This window comes from Streptomyces sp. NPDC002463 (genome assembly GCF_042889835.1).
Taxonomy (GTDB): Bacteria; Actinomycetota; Actinomycetes; order Streptomycetales; family Streptomycetaceae; genus Streptomyces; species Streptomyces nymphaeiformis.
Genome location: NZ_JBIARL010000015.1, coordinates 65,809 through 80,443, shown reverse-complemented (window position 1 = coordinate 80,443; position 14,635 = coordinate 65,809). Strand labels below are relative to the sequence as shown.

Below are 14,635 nucleotides of genomic sequence, written 5' to 3'. Positions count from 1 at the left end.
TCCTGCGAATGACTTGCAAGAGCGCATCACTCACAGAACCCCGGCGCACGAGCGCGCACGACCCCGCGCGCGTGAGCCCGCCCACACCTCCCGCCCCACACGCATGCGCCGCGCCGCCGCCGGGAAGGAGTGGGACATTGGTAGATAGAGGACAAAAGGTGAGGAGTCACCATGGTTGCCGTAGAGGATCACGCAGTCGACGACCATGCCAAGGGACGCATCATCAGCGACGCCCCCCTCTCCCGCCCGGTCCCCGTGGCCCTCCGCTACGACCCCGGCCGCTCCCCCACCACCGTCCGCTTCGTCTTCCCCGACGCCGTCGAGTGGTCCTTCCCGCGCGCCGTCCTGGAGACGGGCATGCGCACCCCGACCCGCCGCGGCGACATAGGCGTCTGGCCCTGCGGCCGGGTGCAGACGGTCGTCGAGCTCCACCAGGACGACGGCGTCACGGTCGTGCAGTTCGACACGACGGCCCTGCTGCGCTTCCTGAAACACACGTACGCCGCCAGCACGTCGTCGATGACGACACACTGACGGCGTCCGTACGGATCGGCCGCGGGTCAGACCTTCACGAGGTCCGGCCTGGCGGCACCCGGCTCACCCGTCGGCGCGGCGAGGCTCTCGCCCTCCACGTCCACGTTCGGCAGGATCCGGTCGAGCCACTTCGGCAGCCACCAGGCCTTGTGGCCCAGGAGCGCGAGCACGGCCGGGACGATCGCCATGCGGACCACGAAGGCGTCGAAGAGGACGGCGGCGGCCAGACCGAAGCCGATCATCTTGACCATCTGGTCGTCCATGCCGATGAAGCCGGAGAAGACCGCGATCATGATCACCGCGGCGGCGGTGACGACCCGGGCGCTGTGCCGGAAGCCGGTCACGATCGCCTCGCCGGGCCGCTCGCCGTGCACGTACGCCTCGCGCATCCGGGTCACGAGGAAGACCTCGTAGTCCATCGCGAGACCGAAGACCACGCCGACCATGAAGATCGGCATCATCGACATGATCGGGCCGGTCTGCTCGACCCCGAAGAGGCTGCCGAGCCAGCCCCACTGGAAGACCGCGACGACCGCGCCGAGGGCGGCGACCACCGAGAACAGGAAGCCGAGGGCCGCCTTCAGCGGGACGAGGACCGAGCGGAAGACCAGGGTCAGGAGCACGAAGGCGAGGCCGACGACGAGCGCCAGGTACGGCACGAGCGCGTCGTTCATCTTCTGCGAGAAGTCGATGTTCATCGCGGTGGCGCCGGTGACGAGGACGTCGTCGCCGGTGGCGTCGCGGATGTCGTGGACCAGACCCTCGGTGGCGGTCGAGGACGGGCGGTCCTTCGGGATCACCGTGATCATGGCGGCGTCGCCGGCCTTGTTCGGGGTGGCCGGGGTGACCGCGGCCCAGCCGTCGAGGCCCTTGATCGTGGAGACCGTCCGGTCGGCGGTCGCCTTGTCTCCGTCCACGACGACGAGCAGCGGGCCGTTGAAGCCGGGGCCGAAACCCTCGGACAGCGCGTCGTACGCCCGGCGCTCGGAGGTGGAGGTCGGCTTGACGCCGTCGTCCGGCAGGCCCATCTCCAGCGATGCGGCGGGCACGGCGATCGCACCGAGGCCGAGGACGCCGACGATCAGCACCATCAGCGGGCGGCGGATGACGAAACGGGCCCAGCGGGTGCCGCCGTTGGGCTTGTCGCTCTTGGCATCCGCCTTCGCGACGCCCTTGCGCTGCTTGCGGCCGACGACCTTGTTCCCGGCGAAGCCGAGCAGCGCGGGGATCAGGGTGAGCGCGATCAGTACGGCGATCACGACCGTGCCGGCGGCGGCGAAGCCCATCTTCGTCAGCATCGGGATGTTGACGACGGCCAGGCCGACCAGGGCGATGACGACGGTGAGTCCGGCGAAGACGACGGCGGAGCCGGCCGTGCCGGCCGCGCGGCCCGCGGCGTCCTCGTGGTCCCGGCCGTCGGCGAGCTCCGCGCGGTAGCGGGAGACGATGAAGAGGGCGTAGTCGATGCCGACGGCGAGGCCGATCATCGACGCGAGCGTGGAGGTGGTGGTGCCGAGGTCCAGGACGTTCGCCAGCGCCGTGATCGACGAGACGCCGATGCCGACACCGATGACGGCGGTGAGCAGCGGGAGCCCCGCCGCGACGAGCGAGCCGAAGGTGATGACGAGCACGATGCCGGCGAGGACGATGCCGATGGCCTCGCTCGCGCCCTGCTCGGGCATGGTCTGGAGGGCGTCGCCGCCGATCTCGACGGTCAGGCCCTTGCCCTGGGCGTCGTGACCGGCGTCCTTGAGTGCGTCACGGGTCTCGTCGGTCAGCTCCATCCCGTTGACCTTGTAGGAGACCGAGACGTAGGCGGTGGAGCCGTTCTGCGAGACGGCGTGCGCGGTGTACGGGTCGGTGACCTGGACGATCTGGTCCGAGCCGGACTTGAGCGCGGCGACGGTCTCCTCGACGACGGCCTTGTGCGCCGGGTCGGTCATCTTCTCGCCCGCGGGGGCCTTGAAGACGACGCGGGCGGTGGCCCCGTCGGCTCCGGCACCCGGGAAGCGCTCTTCGAGCAGGTCGAAGGCGCGCTGGGCCTCGGTGCCGGGGATCGAGAAGGAACTGGAGGTGGGCGTGGGCGCGGTGGCGGCACCGACGCCGGCGATCGCGAGCAGCGCCACCCAGAGGAGGGCGACGAGCCGGCGGCGCCGGAAGGCGGTGCGGCCCAGCTTGTAGAGGAACGTGGCCACGGGGGCGTACTCCCGGTGTGGGGTGGGACAGGGCATGGGGAGCCGGCCCGACGGCGTGAGCGGTGCGACGTCAGGTGGAGAAAGGGTGGTGCGGGGTGTCAGGCGCCGAGTGAGGGGAGCACCACGGCGTCGAAGTAGGCACTGAGGAAGGCGCGGTCGACCGGCTGATCCTCGATCAGCGGGCGGGCGATGAACGCACCGATCAGCATGTGCGGGACGAGCTTCAGCGCCGGGTTCCCGGCGTCGATCTCGCCCCTGCGGACCGCTCGGCGCAGCACCTCGTCGAGGCTGTTCATCTCGGGTTCGATGAGCAGCTCGCGCAGCGCCCGGTGCAGTTCGGGGTGGCTGTGGACGGCATGGGCCAGACCCCGCATCAGCGCGGCGTCCTTGTCCATCTGGCAGTCGTCGGTCTGGGCGAGCATCTCCTCGATGTCACCCCGCAGCGAGCCGGTGTCGATCTCGGTGACGTCGACCGGCTTGTTCCCGCGCAGCGCCCTGGCGACCAGCTCCGGCTTGCTCCCCCACTGGCGGTAGAGGGTGGCCTTGCTGGAATGGGTGCGGGCGGCGACGGCGTCCATGGTGAGGGCGTCGTAGCCGACCTCGCGCAGGAGGTCGAGCACGGCTCCGTACAGCTCGGACTCCCGCTCGGGAGTGAGCCTGCTGCGAGCCATGCGAACCTCCGGACCGAACGAAACGGTTTCGTACAGTACGAAGATACCCCCGCCGCCAACGAAACGAAACCGTTTCGTACGTGTCCTGGCCCACACGGGCGCCGACATCCCACAGGACGCCCGCATACACGTACGAGTTGCCTCACCCCGTCCGCGCGGAAAGCATGAGGAGGTGAGTGACGACGTCGCGTATCTCCGTTTTCCGCATCTCCACGACGACCTGCTGTGCTTCGCCGCCGAGGACGACCTGTGGATCGCCCCGCTCGTCCCCGAGGGCCACCGCCCCGGCCGGGCCTGGCGCCTCACCGTCGACCGGACGCGGGTGGGCCACCCGCGCTTCTCGCCGGACGGCATGCACATCGCGTACACGAACTGGCGCAGCCTCGACCCCGAGATCCATCTCGTCCCCATCGACGGCGGCCCCGCCCGGCGGCTGACCTACTGGGGCTCCACCGACACCCGGGTCTGCGGCTGGACGCCCCCCGACAGGGACGGCCGCTCCGACATCCTCGCCGTCTCCTCGCACGGGCAGCCCTTCTCGTACTACTCCTGGGCCTACACCGTCCCCACCGACGGCTCCCCCGGCCTCCGCCTGCCCTGGGGCCCGGTCTCGGACATCGCCGTCACCGGCGACCCCGCGATCTGCGGGGCCGGCGGCGAACGCCGCTCCCTCCTCCTCACCGGCAAGCCGCCGCACGAACCGGCCTCCTGGAAGCGGTACCTCGGCGGCGCCACCGGCCGCCTCTGGCTCCACGGCGAACGGCTCCTTCCCGACATCGGCGGCCACCTCGACGCCCCCATGACCGTCGGCGGCCGGATCGCCTTCCTCTCCGACCACGAGGGCATCGGCAACGTCTACTCCTGCCTGCCCGACGGCACCGACCTGCGCCGCCACACCGACCACGACGACTTCTACGCCCGGCACGCCTCCAGCGACGGACGCCGGATCGTCTACCAGTGCGCCGGCGACCTGTGGATCGTCGACTCCCTCACCGCCGACGCCCGCCCCCGCAAGCTGGAGGTGCGGCTCGGCGGCCAGCGCGTCGGCCGACGCTCCTACCAGGTGCCGGCCGCCCACCACGTCGACTCCGTCTCCGTCGACGAGACCGGCCGCGCCTCCGCCGTCTCCGTACGCGGCAGCCTCTACTGGCTCACCCACCGTGACGGCCCCGCCCGCACCATCATCGACACCCCCGGCGTCCGCGTCCGGCTCCCGGAGATGCTCGGCAGCAGCGGCCAGGTCGCGTACGTCACCGACGCCGACGGCGAGGACGCCGTCGAGGTCGCCTACCTTCCGCGCGCCAGCGGCGACCGGCCGCCCCGCCGCCTCGCCTCCGGCGACCTCGGCCGGGTCGAGGAGATGGTCGCCGACCCGGACGGCGAGCGGCTCGCGATCGCCTCCCACGACGGCCGGCTCCTCCTCCTCGACGCGACCGAGGAGTCCGACGGCGAGGACTCCAGCGGCGAGGTCACCGAACTCATCCGGTCCCTCAACGGGCCCGTCCGCGACCTCGCCTTCTCCCCCGACGGCGACTGGCTGACCTGGTCCCACCCCGGCATCGGCCGCTCCCTGCGCTCCATCAAGATGGCCCGGATCTCGGGCCCCGGCGCCCGCACCGTCGTCGACGTCACCAACGGCCGCTTCGAGGACGAGAACCCGGTCTTCACCCGCGACGGCCGCTACCTCGCCTTCCTCTCCTGGCGCGGCTTCGACCCGGTGTACGACGTCCACACCGGCGACCTCTCGTTCCCGCTCGGCTGCCGCCCCTACCTCGTCCCGCTCTCCTCCGCCACGCCCTCCCCCTTCGCGCTGCTCCCCGACGGGCGCCCGGCGGCCGGCGGCCTCGACCCCGCCGACGACGACACCGAGAGCGCCGACGGCACGGTCACCGTCGAGATCGAGGGGCTCCCCGAGCGGGTCACGCCCTTCCCGGTCGCCGCCTCCAAGTACTCGGCCCTGCACCCGGTCAGCGGCGGCGGCCTGGTCTGGCTGCGCTGGCCCATCTCCGGCGCGCTCGGCGAGACCTTCGCCAATCCGGCCGACACCTCGGGCAAGCCCACCCTGGAGCACTTCTCCATCACCAAGGCCCGCAAGAGCGAACTCGCCAAGGACCTCGACTGGTTCGCGGTCAGCGGCGACGGCACCCGGCTCGTCGTCGCCGACGAGGGCGAACTGCGGGCCGTGCCCGCCACCGAGTCCGGGGACGGCGACTCCACCGTCTACCTGGACCTGCGGCGCATCCTGCACGAGATCGACCCCGGCGCCGAATGGCGGCAGGCCTTCGACGAGGCCGGCCGGATCGTCCGCGCCTACTTCTGGGAGCCCGGCATGGGCGGCGTCGACTGGACCGCCGTCCTCGACCAGTACCGGCCCCTCGTCGAACGGGTCGCGTCCCCCGACGAGTTCGCCGACCTGCTCCGCGAGGTGATGGGCGAACTCGGCACCTCGCACGCCTACGTCACCCCCGCCCGCCGCAACGAGGGACCCCCGCACTACCAGCGGCCCATGGGCCTCCTCGGGGCCAACCTCGTGCCCCGCGAGGCCGGCTGGACCGTGCGGCGGATCCTGCCCGGCGAGTCCTCCGACTCCAAGGCCCGCTCCCCGCTCGCCGGCACCGGCATCCGCGAGGGCGCCGTCCTCACCCACGTCGACGGCCGGCCCGTCGACCCGGTCACCGGCCCCTACCCGCTGCTCTCCGGCACCGGCGGCACCACCGTCGAGCTCACCTTCACCCCCGCCGAGGGCGAGGGCCCCGCCCGCCGCGTCGCCGTCGTCCCCCTCATCGACGAACGGCCCCTGCGCTACCAGGACTGGGTCGCCAAGCGCCGTGCGGTCGTACGGGAGATCAGCGGCGGCCGCTGCGGCTACCTCCACATCCCCGACATGGGCGGCTCCGGCTGGGCCCAGTTCAACCGCGACCTGCGCATGGAGGTCTCCCGGCCGGCCCTCATCGTCGACGTGCGCGGCAACGCCGGCGGCAACATCAGCGAGCTCGTCATAGAGAAACTCACCCGCCGGATCCTGGGCTGGGACCTCACGAGGAACGCCCAGCCGGTGTCGTACGCGTCCAACGCCCCGCGGGGCCCCGTCGTCGCCCTCGCCGACGAGGCCACCTCGTCCGACGGCGACATGATCACCGCCGCGTTCAAGCTCCTCGGCCTCGGCCCGGTCGTCGGGCAGCGCACCTGGGGCGGGGTCGTCGGCATGACCGGCCGCCACCGGCTCGGCGACGGCACCCAGATCACGGTGCCGATGAACGCGGCCTGGTTCCCCGAGTACGGCTGGTCCCTGGAGAACCACGGCGTCGAACCCGACCTCGCGGTCCTCCGCACCCCCCTCGACTGGGCCGAGGGCCGGCACGCCCAGCTCGACGACGCCGTCCACGTCGCCCTCGCCCTCCTGGACGAGACCCCTGCGGCGAGTCCCCCGGGCTACGAGTCCCTCCCGGACCGCTCCCGCCCGAAACTCCCGCCGAGAGCGCCCTAGCCGGGCCGGGAGGACAGCACGCGGACCGGGCGCCGATCCCGGCGCGGACCGGGCGCCCGGCCCGTGACCCCGGCCCTACGCCGGGATCAGCTCGCCGAGGTCCAGCTCGTACGCGGTGCCCGGCTCCCCGTCGTCGAAGGTCACACCGCCCACGGCGCCGAAGCCGGCCCGGGCGAGCACCGCGCTCGACGCGGTGTTGCCCAGGGCCACGACGGCGATCAGCCGGCTGAGCCCGTACTCCTCGACGGCCAGCCGGCACACCTCCCGCACCCCTCGGGTGGCGAGCCCCCGCCCGGTCGCCTTCTCGGCGAGCCGGTAGCCGAGCTCGGCGCTGCCCGCTCCGGCGTCCACGTCGACGAGGTTGACCCGTCCCACGATCTCCCCGCCCTCGGCGACGAGCACATGGAAGTGGATCTCGCCCGCCTCCTGCGCCTCGATCAGCTCCCGGTGCCTGTCGTCGAACTCCTCGAAATAGGCGTCCCCCCGGTCGGGCACGCGTGCGGCGAAGTACTCCCGGTTCTCCCGCTCGAAGGCGAGCAGCGCGGGCGCGTGGTCGGGTCGGAGTCGCTCAAGTACGGCCATGGCCGCCACGGTACGAAGATCCGCCGCCCGGTGCGTAAGACTTTTCGGTTCCCCGACGGCTCCATCGCCTGACACGCGCGCGAAGGCGCACCCGGAATCCCGGGTGCGCCTTCGTCAAGGACGGGCCGCCGTCAGGCGTCGCGGTCCATGTCCATGTCCATGCGGTCCTGGGCCTCCTGCTGGGTCCGGCGCATCTCCTCCTCGGACCGCTCGCGGCCCTGGGAGGCGCGCTGGGAGGCCTGGTCCTTCGCCTTGCCGGCGGCCTGCCGGGCCTTGTCCGAAGCCTGCTTGCCCTTGTTCTTCATCTGGTCCTGCATGCCCATGGAAGTTCACTCCTAGACGGGTGTGGGGGCCGGGGGCGATGCGCCCCTCGGGCCTCGACCAGCCTTGCACGGGAGAACATTCCACGCATTTCGATCGGTTACGGACGGCTACCGAGCGGAGGGATCCCCGCCCGCCACCGGCCCGGACGCCGTCACCGCGCCGCCGAGCCCTCCGCCCGCGCCTGCTCGTCCGCCGCGCCGCCCGCGCCCACCAGGCCCTTGGAGACCGAGCCCAGGCGCGGCTCGAAGCGCCGCATCTCGCGCTGTCCGACCGTGGCGATCAGGCTCGGCAGGTAGCCGCGGACCGACTGCATCCCGCGCAGCCACCACTGCGCGTACACATGGGCCGAGCGCCGCTCGATGCCCGCCACGATCCGGTCGACGGCCGGGCCGAGGGGGTACGTGCGGTTCGACGGCCACGGCAGCCGCTGCCGCAGCTCCTTCATCACGTCGTCCTGGTCCGCGCCCCGCACCATGTCCGTGTCGGTCCACGACAGGTAACCGACGCCGACCTTCACGCCCTTGTACGCGACCTCGGCGCGCAGGCTGTGCGCGAAGGCCTCGACGCCCGACTTCGACGCGCAGTACGCCGTCATCATCGGCGCGGGCGTGATGGCCGCGAGCGAGGCGATCTGGAGGAAGTACCCCCGGGACTCCATGAGGACCGGCAGGAACGCCCGGCCGGTCACCGCGCCGCCGATCAGGTTGACCTCGATGACCCGCCGCCAGGCGGCCGGGTCGGAGTCGACGAACGGACCGCCCGCCGCGACGCCGGCGTTGGCGACGACGATGTCGACCTTCCCGAAGCGCTCCTTCACCTCGGCCGCGACCCGGGCCATCGCCTCGTGGTCGGTGACGTCGGCGTGCCACCAGTCGGCCTCGGTGTGCAGCCGCCCGGCGACCTCCTTGAGCTGCTCCGGCTCCAGGCCGACGAGCGCGATCTTCGCGCCGCGGGCGGAGAGCTTGCGGGCGAGGAGCTCGCCGACCCCGCGGGCCCCGCCGGTGACGACCGCGACCTGTCCTTCCAGGCTCACCCTGCTCATGCCCCTGCCTCCTCGTTCTCCTTCACGCCCAGGTACGTGAGGGTCAGCTCGCGGATCTGCGCGGTGACGGCCTCCGGGGCCTCCACCGGTGTCATGTGGCCCATGCCGGCCAGCTGGACGAGGCCCGTGCAGTGCGGCAGCACCTCCGCCATCGCACGGGAGTGGACGGACGGCGTGAGCCGGTCGGCGGTGCCGACGAGCACGGCCACCGGCAGCCGGAGCTCCCGCAGGCCCTGTTCGAGGTCGAGGCCGGCCAGGACCTGCGACCAGCCGTACCGGGCGCCGCGCGGGCAGGCGTGCACGATCCGGGCGCAGGCCTCGACCCGCTCGGGCGCGGAACCCGGTCCCATCGTCGCGTACTTCAGGACCTTCTTCGAGACGGCGTTGACCGGGCCGAGCGGCGCCTTCGCGCCGAGGACGGCCTTGGTGAGGCGGCTGCGCAGGCCGCCGGGCCCGAGCGGTACGACGGTGGCCTCGGCGATCAGCCGGGAGGGGCCGGTGGAGCAGAGCAGGACGGCGGCGGCGTGCTGCCGGAAGCCGGGCCGGCCGGCGGCCGCCATCATCGTCATGCCGCCCATGGAGTGGCCGGCCAGGACGGCCCGTTCGCCGGGGCCGAGGGTGGCCGCGAGCACGGCCTCCAGGTCGTCGGCGAGCGCCGTCGTGGAGTAGCCGGCGCCACCGGTCGCGGCGGGCGCGGGGGACCGGCCGTGGCCGCGCTGGTCGTAGGCGATGACCCGGTGGTCGGCGGCGAGGGACCGTATCTGCTCGGCCCAGAAGGCGATCGAGCAGGTCCAGCCGTGGGAGAGGACGACGGCGGGCGCGTCCTCGGGGCCGTACACCTCGACGTGGATCGGGGTGCCGTCGGCGGAGACGGCCGTGAGGGCGCGGGGGGCGGGAAGGCTCTGGAGCGTCACTTGGCGGTCTCCTTCTTCCGGGACGTACGGGCGGGCTTGGGGGCGCGGATCACCTCGTACTCGGAGAGGTCGACCTGCCGGGTCTCGCGCCGGAACTCGGCCGTGGTGCCCGGCCACAGGGTGGTGTTGCGGCCGCTGGCGTCGAGGTACCAGCTGTTGCAGCCGCCGGACTTCCACACGGTGCGCTCCATCCGGGTCTGGACCTTGCGGTTCCAGGCGTTGACGGCGGAGGGGCGGACGGCGAGGGCGGCGCGCCCGCCGAGGACGTCGAGCTGGCGGAGGTAGTCGGCCATGTAGTTCAGCTGGGACTCGATCATGAGGATCATGGAGGAGTTCCCGAGGCCGGTGTTCGGCCCGATGATCATCATGAGGTTGGGGAAGCCGCCGGAGGTGGCCCCGCGCAGCACCTGGACGCCGTCCTTCCAGGACTCGGCGAGCGTGTGCCCCTCGGCTCCGACGATCCGCTCGGCGATCGGGATCTCGGTGACGTGGAAGCCCGTGCCGAACACGATCGCGTCGACCTCGGTCTCGGTGCCGTCGGCGGCGACCACGGTCGAGCCGCGGACCTCGCGGAGGCCGGAGGCGACGACGTCGACGTTGGGCCGGGCGAGCGCCGGGTAGTACGCGTTCGACAGCAGGATGCGCTTGCAGCCGATGCGGTACGAGGGCGTCAGCTTGGCCCGCAGCACGGGGTCCTTGATCGACCGGGCGATGTTGGCCTTGGCGAGCTTCTCGACCAGGCCCAGCTCGTTCGGGTGCTTGGTGAAGGCGCCGACCTGGAGCTCGCGGATGCCCCAGAGGATGCCCCGGCGCAGGGTCGCCGTGGCCGGGAGCGCGCGGTGCAGCCAGCGCTCGGCACCGCTGATGGCGCGGTCCATGCGGGGCATGACCCACGGGGGCGTCCGCTGGAAGAGCGTGAGCCGCCCGACCTCGCGCTGGATCTCGGGCACGATCTGGATGGCGGAGGCGCCGGTGCCGACCATGGCGACGCGCTTGCCGCGGAGGTCGTAGTCGTGGTCCCACCGGGCGGAGTGGAAGACCTTGCCGGGGAAGTCGGCGAGGCCCGGGACGTCGGGGATCTTCGGGTCGGAGAGCGGCCCGCCGGCGGAGACGAGGACCTCGGCGCTGAAGCCGCCGCCGCTGGTCTCGATCTCCCAGCGCAGCGCCTCGGCGTCCCACGTCGCCTTCAGCACCTCGTGGCCGAGGCGGAGGTGCGGGCGGATCCCGAAGGTGTCGGTGACGTGCTCCAGGTAGGCCCGGATGTGGCGCTGCCCGGAGAAGGTGCGGGGCCAGTCCGGGTTGGGCGCGAAGGAGAAGGAGTAGAGGTGGGAGGGGACGTCGCAGGCGCAGCCGGGGTAACTGTTGTCGCGCCAGGCGCCGCCCACGGAGTCGGCCCGCTCCAGGACGACGAAGTCGGTGATCCCCTCGCGGCGCAGCCGGACGGCGGCCCCGATGCCGCCGAATCCCGACCCGATCACCGCCACCCGTACGTGCTCGTGCTTCGCCATGCCGCCTCCCGTGCGCCCGGCCAAGATTCCGCCAGCAATCACTGGCACAGTGGGGACTGTAGAGCAGCTCCATACCGAGCGGTAGGGGTACGACGGGGGAAAGTTACCGGCGGTACAACTTAGGCTGGCGGGCGTGACAGAAGAGACGGCGAACGGCACCGCGGGCAACGGCGGGCGCGAGCACGGCGAGCACCGCGAGTACCGCATGGACGAGCTGGCCGCCGCCGCCGGGATCACCGTGCGCACCCTGCGGTTCTACCGGGAGCGCGGGCTGATCCCGCCGCCCCGCCGCGAGGGCCGGATCGCCTGGTACGACGACAACCACCTGGCCCGACTGCGCACCATCGCCGCCCTCCTGGAGCGCGGCCACACCCTCAACGGCATCGCCGACCTCACCACCGCCTTCGAGAGCGGCCGCAACGTCCGCGAGGTCCTCGCCCTCCCCGCACCCTCCGAGGAGGAGCCGGTCCGGCTGACCCCCGAGGAGCTCGCCGACCGCTTCGCCGGCGAGGTCACCGCCGAGAACCTCGCCGCCGCGCTCGACCTCGGCTACCTCGTCACCGACGGCGAGGAGATCGTCCACGTCAGCCGCCGGCTGCTCGACGTCTCCGCCGCCCTGGTCCGGGAGGGCGTCCCGCTCGCCGAGGTCCTCAAGGCGGGCGCCCGCGTCCGCGAGCACGCCGAGGCCCTCGCCGGGCTCTTCGCCGAACTCCTGGGCGCCTACGCCTCCGAGGGCGACCTGGAGCGGCTGCGCCCGCTCGCCAAGAGCGTGGTGGAGGCCGAGCTGTCGCTGGCCCTCGACCGGCGGCTGCGCCCCGGGGAACCGGCCTCATGACCGCCTGACGGGTTCTTCGACGGTTCTTCACGACCTCCGCCCTACGGTCGCCGCACCAACCGAGGGACGGGAGAACCGATGAGGAGGGAGGACTCCTTCGACGTGCGGGCCACCGGCCGGCCGGCGACCCGCACCTCGAAGCGTGCGGTGTCGAGTCCGACCGCACCGACCCGCAGCAGCTCGTCCCGTGCGGCTGCGCCGGTCGCCCGGGACCGCCGCAGCAGGGCGCGGACCCGGGCGGTGAGCAGCAGGATCGGCACGTCGGAGCCTTCAGACCGCAGAATGCGGCACACGTCGAGCCCGTCGACGAAGGGCAGCATCACGTCGAGCACGACGAGATCGGGCCGTACGGAACGCCCGTCGGCGACGACCCGGACGCCATTCCCTCCCGCTCCGGACAGAGCCGAATCAGCCGTGACTGCTTTTCGTCGTCCTCGGCGACGAGAATGCGCGCCCACCGAATCCCCCACCCGGACCGGCTGTTTCACAGCACGGTACCGCGCGGTCCGACGGGGACGTCCTACACGTCGTAGACGGCGGTGACGGGCGCGTGATCGCTCCACCGCTCACCGTGGCTGGCGGCCCGCTCGACGTGGGCCTTGACGGCCTTGGCGGCGAGTCCGGGGGTGGCGATCTGGTAGTCGATGCGCCAGCCGCTGTCGTTGTCGAAGGCGCGCCCGCGGTAGGACCACCAGGAGTAGGGCCCCTCCTGCTCGGGATGGAGCGCGCGCACGACGTCGACGTACCCCCCGTCCTCCTCGTCGAGCACGCGCGAGAGCCACTCCCGCTCCTCGGGCAGGAAGCCGGCGTTCTTCTTGTTGGACTTCCAGTTCTTGAGGTCGGCCTCCTGGTGGGCGATGTTCCAGTCGCCGCAGACCACGACCTCGCGGCCGTCGGCGGCGGCGCGGGTCCTGAGCTCCTTGAGGTATGGCAGGAACTCGCCCATGAACCGGTACTTCTCGTCCTGGCGCTCGGTGCCGACCTCGCCGGAGGGCAGGTAGAGGCTGGCGACGGTCACGCCGGGCAGCTCGGCCTCGACGTAGCGGCCGCTGGAGTCGAACTCGGCGGACCCGAAGCCGATCCGTACGGCGTCGGGCTCGCGGCGCGTGTAGAGGGAGACTCCGGCGCGGCCCTTGGCGGCGGCGGGCGCGTGGACGGTGAACCAGCCCTCGGGGGCCCGTACGTCCTCGGGCAGCTGCGCCTCCTCGGCGCGGACCTCCTGGAGGCAGACGGCGTCGGCGGAGGTGCCGGCCAGCCACTCGACGAAGCCCTTCTTGGCGGCGGCACGGAGACCATTGACATTCGCGGTCGTGACAGTGAGCATCCCGGGAGAATACAGACACCCAGCTCCGCATAGATGTACGATCCACCGTATGAACATCCAGCCCACGCCTTACGACCACCCCGACGCCGTCAAACTCAACGACGCGGTCCAGGCGGAGTACGCCGTCCGCTACGGCGACGAGGGCGACGCCACACCGCTGGACGCCGGCATGTTCATCCCGCCCCGCGGCCTCTACCTCCTCGCGTACGACCCCGAGGGCCGGCCGGTCGCCACGGGCGGCTGGCGCACCCAGGACGAGAACGACGAGGGCTACTCGGACGGCGACGCCGAGCTCAAGCGCATGTACGTGATACCCGAGGCCCGCGGCCTGGGCCTGGCCCGGCGCATCCTCGCGGCCCTCGAAGCCGACGCCCGCGACGCCGGCCGCACCCGCATGGTCCTGGAGACGGGCGTCCGCCAGCCGGAGGCCATCGCCCTCTACGCCTCCAGCGGCTACGAGCCCTGCGCCAAGTTCGGCCACTACCGCGACTACCCCACCAGCCGCTGCTTCGCGAAGCTCCTGGTCTGACGCCGCCGCCGACCCCCGCGGGTCCGCGCGCCGCACCCGGACGGAAATCCCGCCCGATCTTCGGATCGGGCGGGATTTCCGTTTCTCGGCCTCCGGCTTCCGGCCCCTGCATGAACCGGTCAGAGGCGGAATGTGCCAGGCCGGACTTCTGGTCCGGTGCTTCTCCGTCGGCAAGGATCGAGGCATCGGAAGAGACGGCCACGGTTGTCGAACACGAGGACGCCTTGGCTGATATCCGACTGTGAGAAATCGTCGATAAGGAGCAATGGAATGACGCAGACCGCCGTAACCTCGTTCACCGCCCAGCAGGTCGCCGAAGCCGAGAAGGCTGCGCAGACCCTGGAGGCCCTCGTCGCGCGCCTCGGTTCCGACGAGTCGTTCGCCGCGGCCCTGAAGGACAAGCCCCGCAAGACGCTCGCCGACGCCGGCATCGTCATCGAGAAGGAGTCCATGGAGTCGCTCATGCTCGTCGACGCCGAGCGCTTCGACCGGGCGTGTGAGCTTCTCTTCGACCTGGTCGACTCGGACTTCCTCATCACGATGTCCACGCCGTCCTGCGGCTGAATCAGAAATCCCGGCGCGCTGCGGCTCCGTGATTCTCCGTAGGAACCGAGCCGCTACTCGCCCCCTCGGCCGGGGCGCAAGAGCCGGTGTCTCCGCTCCTTGCGCCCCCGGTCTTCTCTCTGGGTG

The 14,635-nt window shown here is 72.1% G+C and carries 13 protein-coding genes and 1 pseudogene; 5 read left to right on the top strand and 9 right to left on the bottom strand.

Translation table 11 applies throughout. The features are described from left to right. Positions 1-171 precede the first annotated feature (171 nt). On the top strand, positions 172-534 hold the full coding sequence (locus ACFYX3_RS28160) for an SsgA family sporulation/cell division regulator (RefSeq protein ID WP_389018873.1): 363 nt from the start codon (positions 172-174) through the stop codon (positions 532-534). Positions 535-560: 26 nt separating this feature from the next. On the opposite strand, the gene ACFYX3_RS28155 is transcribed toward ACFYX3_RS28160, so the two are convergent. Together ACFYX3_RS28155 and ACFYX3_RS28150 are read right to left on the bottom strand one after the other, a co-directional pair. Beyond that, positions 561-2,729, bottom strand: a complete 2,169-nt coding sequence (locus tag ACFYX3_RS28155; protein ID WP_389018870.1) for an MMPL family transporter — start codon at positions 2,727-2,729, stop codon at positions 561-563. A 98-nt stretch (positions 2,730-2,827) separates the two neighbouring features. After that, a complete protein-coding gene (locus tag ACFYX3_RS28150; RefSeq protein WP_389018867.1) occupies positions 2,828-3,400 on the bottom strand; it encodes a TetR/AcrR family transcriptional regulator in 573 nt (190 codons plus the stop codon). A 172-nt stretch (positions 3,401-3,572) separates the two neighbouring features. On the opposite strand from ACFYX3_RS28150, the gene ACFYX3_RS28145 reads away from it, so the two are divergent. After that, positions 3,573-6,887 carry a S41 family peptidase gene (locus ACFYX3_RS28145; RefSeq protein WP_389018864.1) on the top strand — a complete coding sequence of 1,105 codons (3,315 nt, stop codon included), beginning with the start codon at positions 3,573-3,575 and terminating at the stop codon, positions 6,885-6,887. 75 nt (positions 6,888-6,962) lie between these two features. On the opposite strand, the gene ACFYX3_RS28140 is transcribed toward ACFYX3_RS28145, so the two are convergent. The 5 genes from ACFYX3_RS28140 to ACFYX3_RS28120 form a co-directional block, all read right to left on the bottom strand. Continuing rightward, complete coding sequence (locus ACFYX3_RS28140; protein ID WP_389018859.1) at positions 6,963-7,469, bottom strand: GNAT family N-acetyltransferase; 507 nt, start codon at positions 7,467-7,469, stop codon at positions 6,963-6,965. 131 nt (positions 7,470-7,600) lie between these two features. Further along, positions 7,601-7,792, bottom strand: coding sequence for a hypothetical protein (locus ACFYX3_RS28135; protein WP_389018856.1), 192 nt, complete (start codon positions 7,790-7,792; stop codon positions 7,601-7,603). Positions 7,793-7,944: 152 nt separating this feature from the next. After that, complete coding sequence (locus ACFYX3_RS28130) at positions 7,945-8,835, bottom strand: SDR family oxidoreductase (RefSeq protein ID WP_389018853.1); 891 nt, start codon at positions 8,833-8,835, stop codon at positions 7,945-7,947. Then, a complete protein-coding gene (locus ACFYX3_RS28125) occupies positions 8,832-9,749 on the bottom strand; it encodes an alpha/beta fold hydrolase (protein WP_389018851.1) in 918 nt (305 codons plus the stop codon). The genes ACFYX3_RS28130 and ACFYX3_RS28125 overlap by 4 nt, the downstream gene beginning before the upstream one ends. Beyond that, positions 9,746-11,257 (bottom strand): flavin-containing monooxygenase, encoded by a 1,512-nt coding sequence (locus ACFYX3_RS28120; protein ID WP_389018848.1) that lies wholly within the window; start codon positions 11,255-11,257, stop codon positions 9,746-9,748. The genes ACFYX3_RS28125 and ACFYX3_RS28120 overlap by 4 nt, the downstream gene beginning before the upstream one ends. Positions 11,258-11,462: 205 nt before the next feature. Between ACFYX3_RS28120 and ACFYX3_RS28115 the strand changes: the two genes are divergently transcribed. Then, a complete protein-coding gene (locus ACFYX3_RS28115; RefSeq protein WP_352026101.1) occupies positions 11,463-12,092 on the top strand; it encodes a MerR family transcriptional regulator in 630 nt (209 codons plus the stop codon). A gap of 80 nt (positions 12,093-12,172) precedes the next feature. On the opposite strand, the pseudogene ACFYX3_RS28110 reads toward ACFYX3_RS28115, so the two are convergent. Together ACFYX3_RS28110 and ACFYX3_RS28105 are read right to left on the bottom strand one after the other, a co-directional pair. After that, positions 12,173-12,501 (bottom strand): annotated as a pseudogene (locus ACFYX3_RS28110) (response regulator); the annotation flags it as partial. 111 nt (positions 12,502-12,612) lie between these two features. Beyond that, positions 12,613-13,416 carry an exodeoxyribonuclease III gene (locus ACFYX3_RS28105; RefSeq protein ID WP_389018841.1) on the bottom strand — a complete coding sequence of 268 codons (804 nt, stop codon included), beginning with the start codon at positions 13,414-13,416 and terminating at the stop codon, positions 12,613-12,615. A 49-nt stretch (positions 13,417-13,465) separates the two neighbouring features. Here ACFYX3_RS28105 and ACFYX3_RS28100 point away from each other — a divergent pair, with 49 nt between their 5' ends. Continuing rightward, positions 13,466-13,945 carry a GNAT family N-acetyltransferase gene (locus ACFYX3_RS28100; protein ID WP_389018838.1) on the top strand — a complete coding sequence of 160 codons (480 nt, stop codon included), beginning with the start codon at positions 13,466-13,468 and terminating at the stop codon, positions 13,943-13,945. A 270-nt stretch (positions 13,946-14,215) separates the two neighbouring features. Beyond that, positions 14,216-14,509 carry a hypothetical protein gene (locus ACFYX3_RS28095; RefSeq protein WP_376582291.1) on the top strand — a complete coding sequence of 98 codons (294 nt, stop codon included), beginning with the start codon at positions 14,216-14,218 and terminating at the stop codon, positions 14,507-14,509. Positions 14,510-14,635 lie beyond the last annotated feature (126 nt).

Bases quoted from the DNA above. Each gene is read 5' to 3' on its own strand.
- ACFYX3_RS28105 (WP_389018841.1), bottom strand. From the start codon at position 13,416: ATGCTCACTGTCACGACCGCGAATGTCAATGGTCTCCGTGCCGCCGCC.
- ACFYX3_RS28130 (WP_389018853.1), bottom strand. From the start codon at position 8,835: ATGAGCAGGGTGAGCCTGGAAGGACAGGTCGCGGTCGTCACCGGCGGG.
- ACFYX3_RS28120 (WP_389018848.1), bottom strand. From the start codon at position 11,257: ATGGCGAAGCACGAGCACGTACGGGTGGCGGTGATCGGGTCGGGATTC.
- ACFYX3_RS28095 (WP_376582291.1), top strand. From the start codon at position 14,216: ATGACGCAGACCGCCGTAACCTCGTTCACCGCCCAGCAGGTCGCCGAA.
- ACFYX3_RS28140 (WP_389018859.1), bottom strand. From the start codon at position 7,469: ATGGCCGTACTTGAGCGACTCCGACCCGACCACGCGCCCGCGCTGCTC.
- ACFYX3_RS28115 (WP_352026101.1), top strand. From the start codon at position 11,463: ATGGACGAGCTGGCCGCCGCCGCCGGGATCACCGTGCGCACCCTGCGG.
- ACFYX3_RS28100 (WP_389018838.1), top strand. From the start codon at position 13,466: ATGAACATCCAGCCCACGCCTTACGACCACCCCGACGCCGTCAAACTC.
- ACFYX3_RS28150 (WP_389018867.1), bottom strand. From the start codon at position 3,400: ATGGCTCGCAGCAGGCTCACTCCCGAGCGGGAGTCCGAGCTGTACGGA.
- ACFYX3_RS28160 (WP_389018873.1), top strand. From the start codon at position 172: ATGGTTGCCGTAGAGGATCACGCAGTCGACGACCATGCCAAGGGACGC.
- ACFYX3_RS28135 (WP_389018856.1), bottom strand. From the start codon at position 7,792: ATGGGCATGCAGGACCAGATGAAGAACAAGGGCAAGCAGGCTTCGGAC.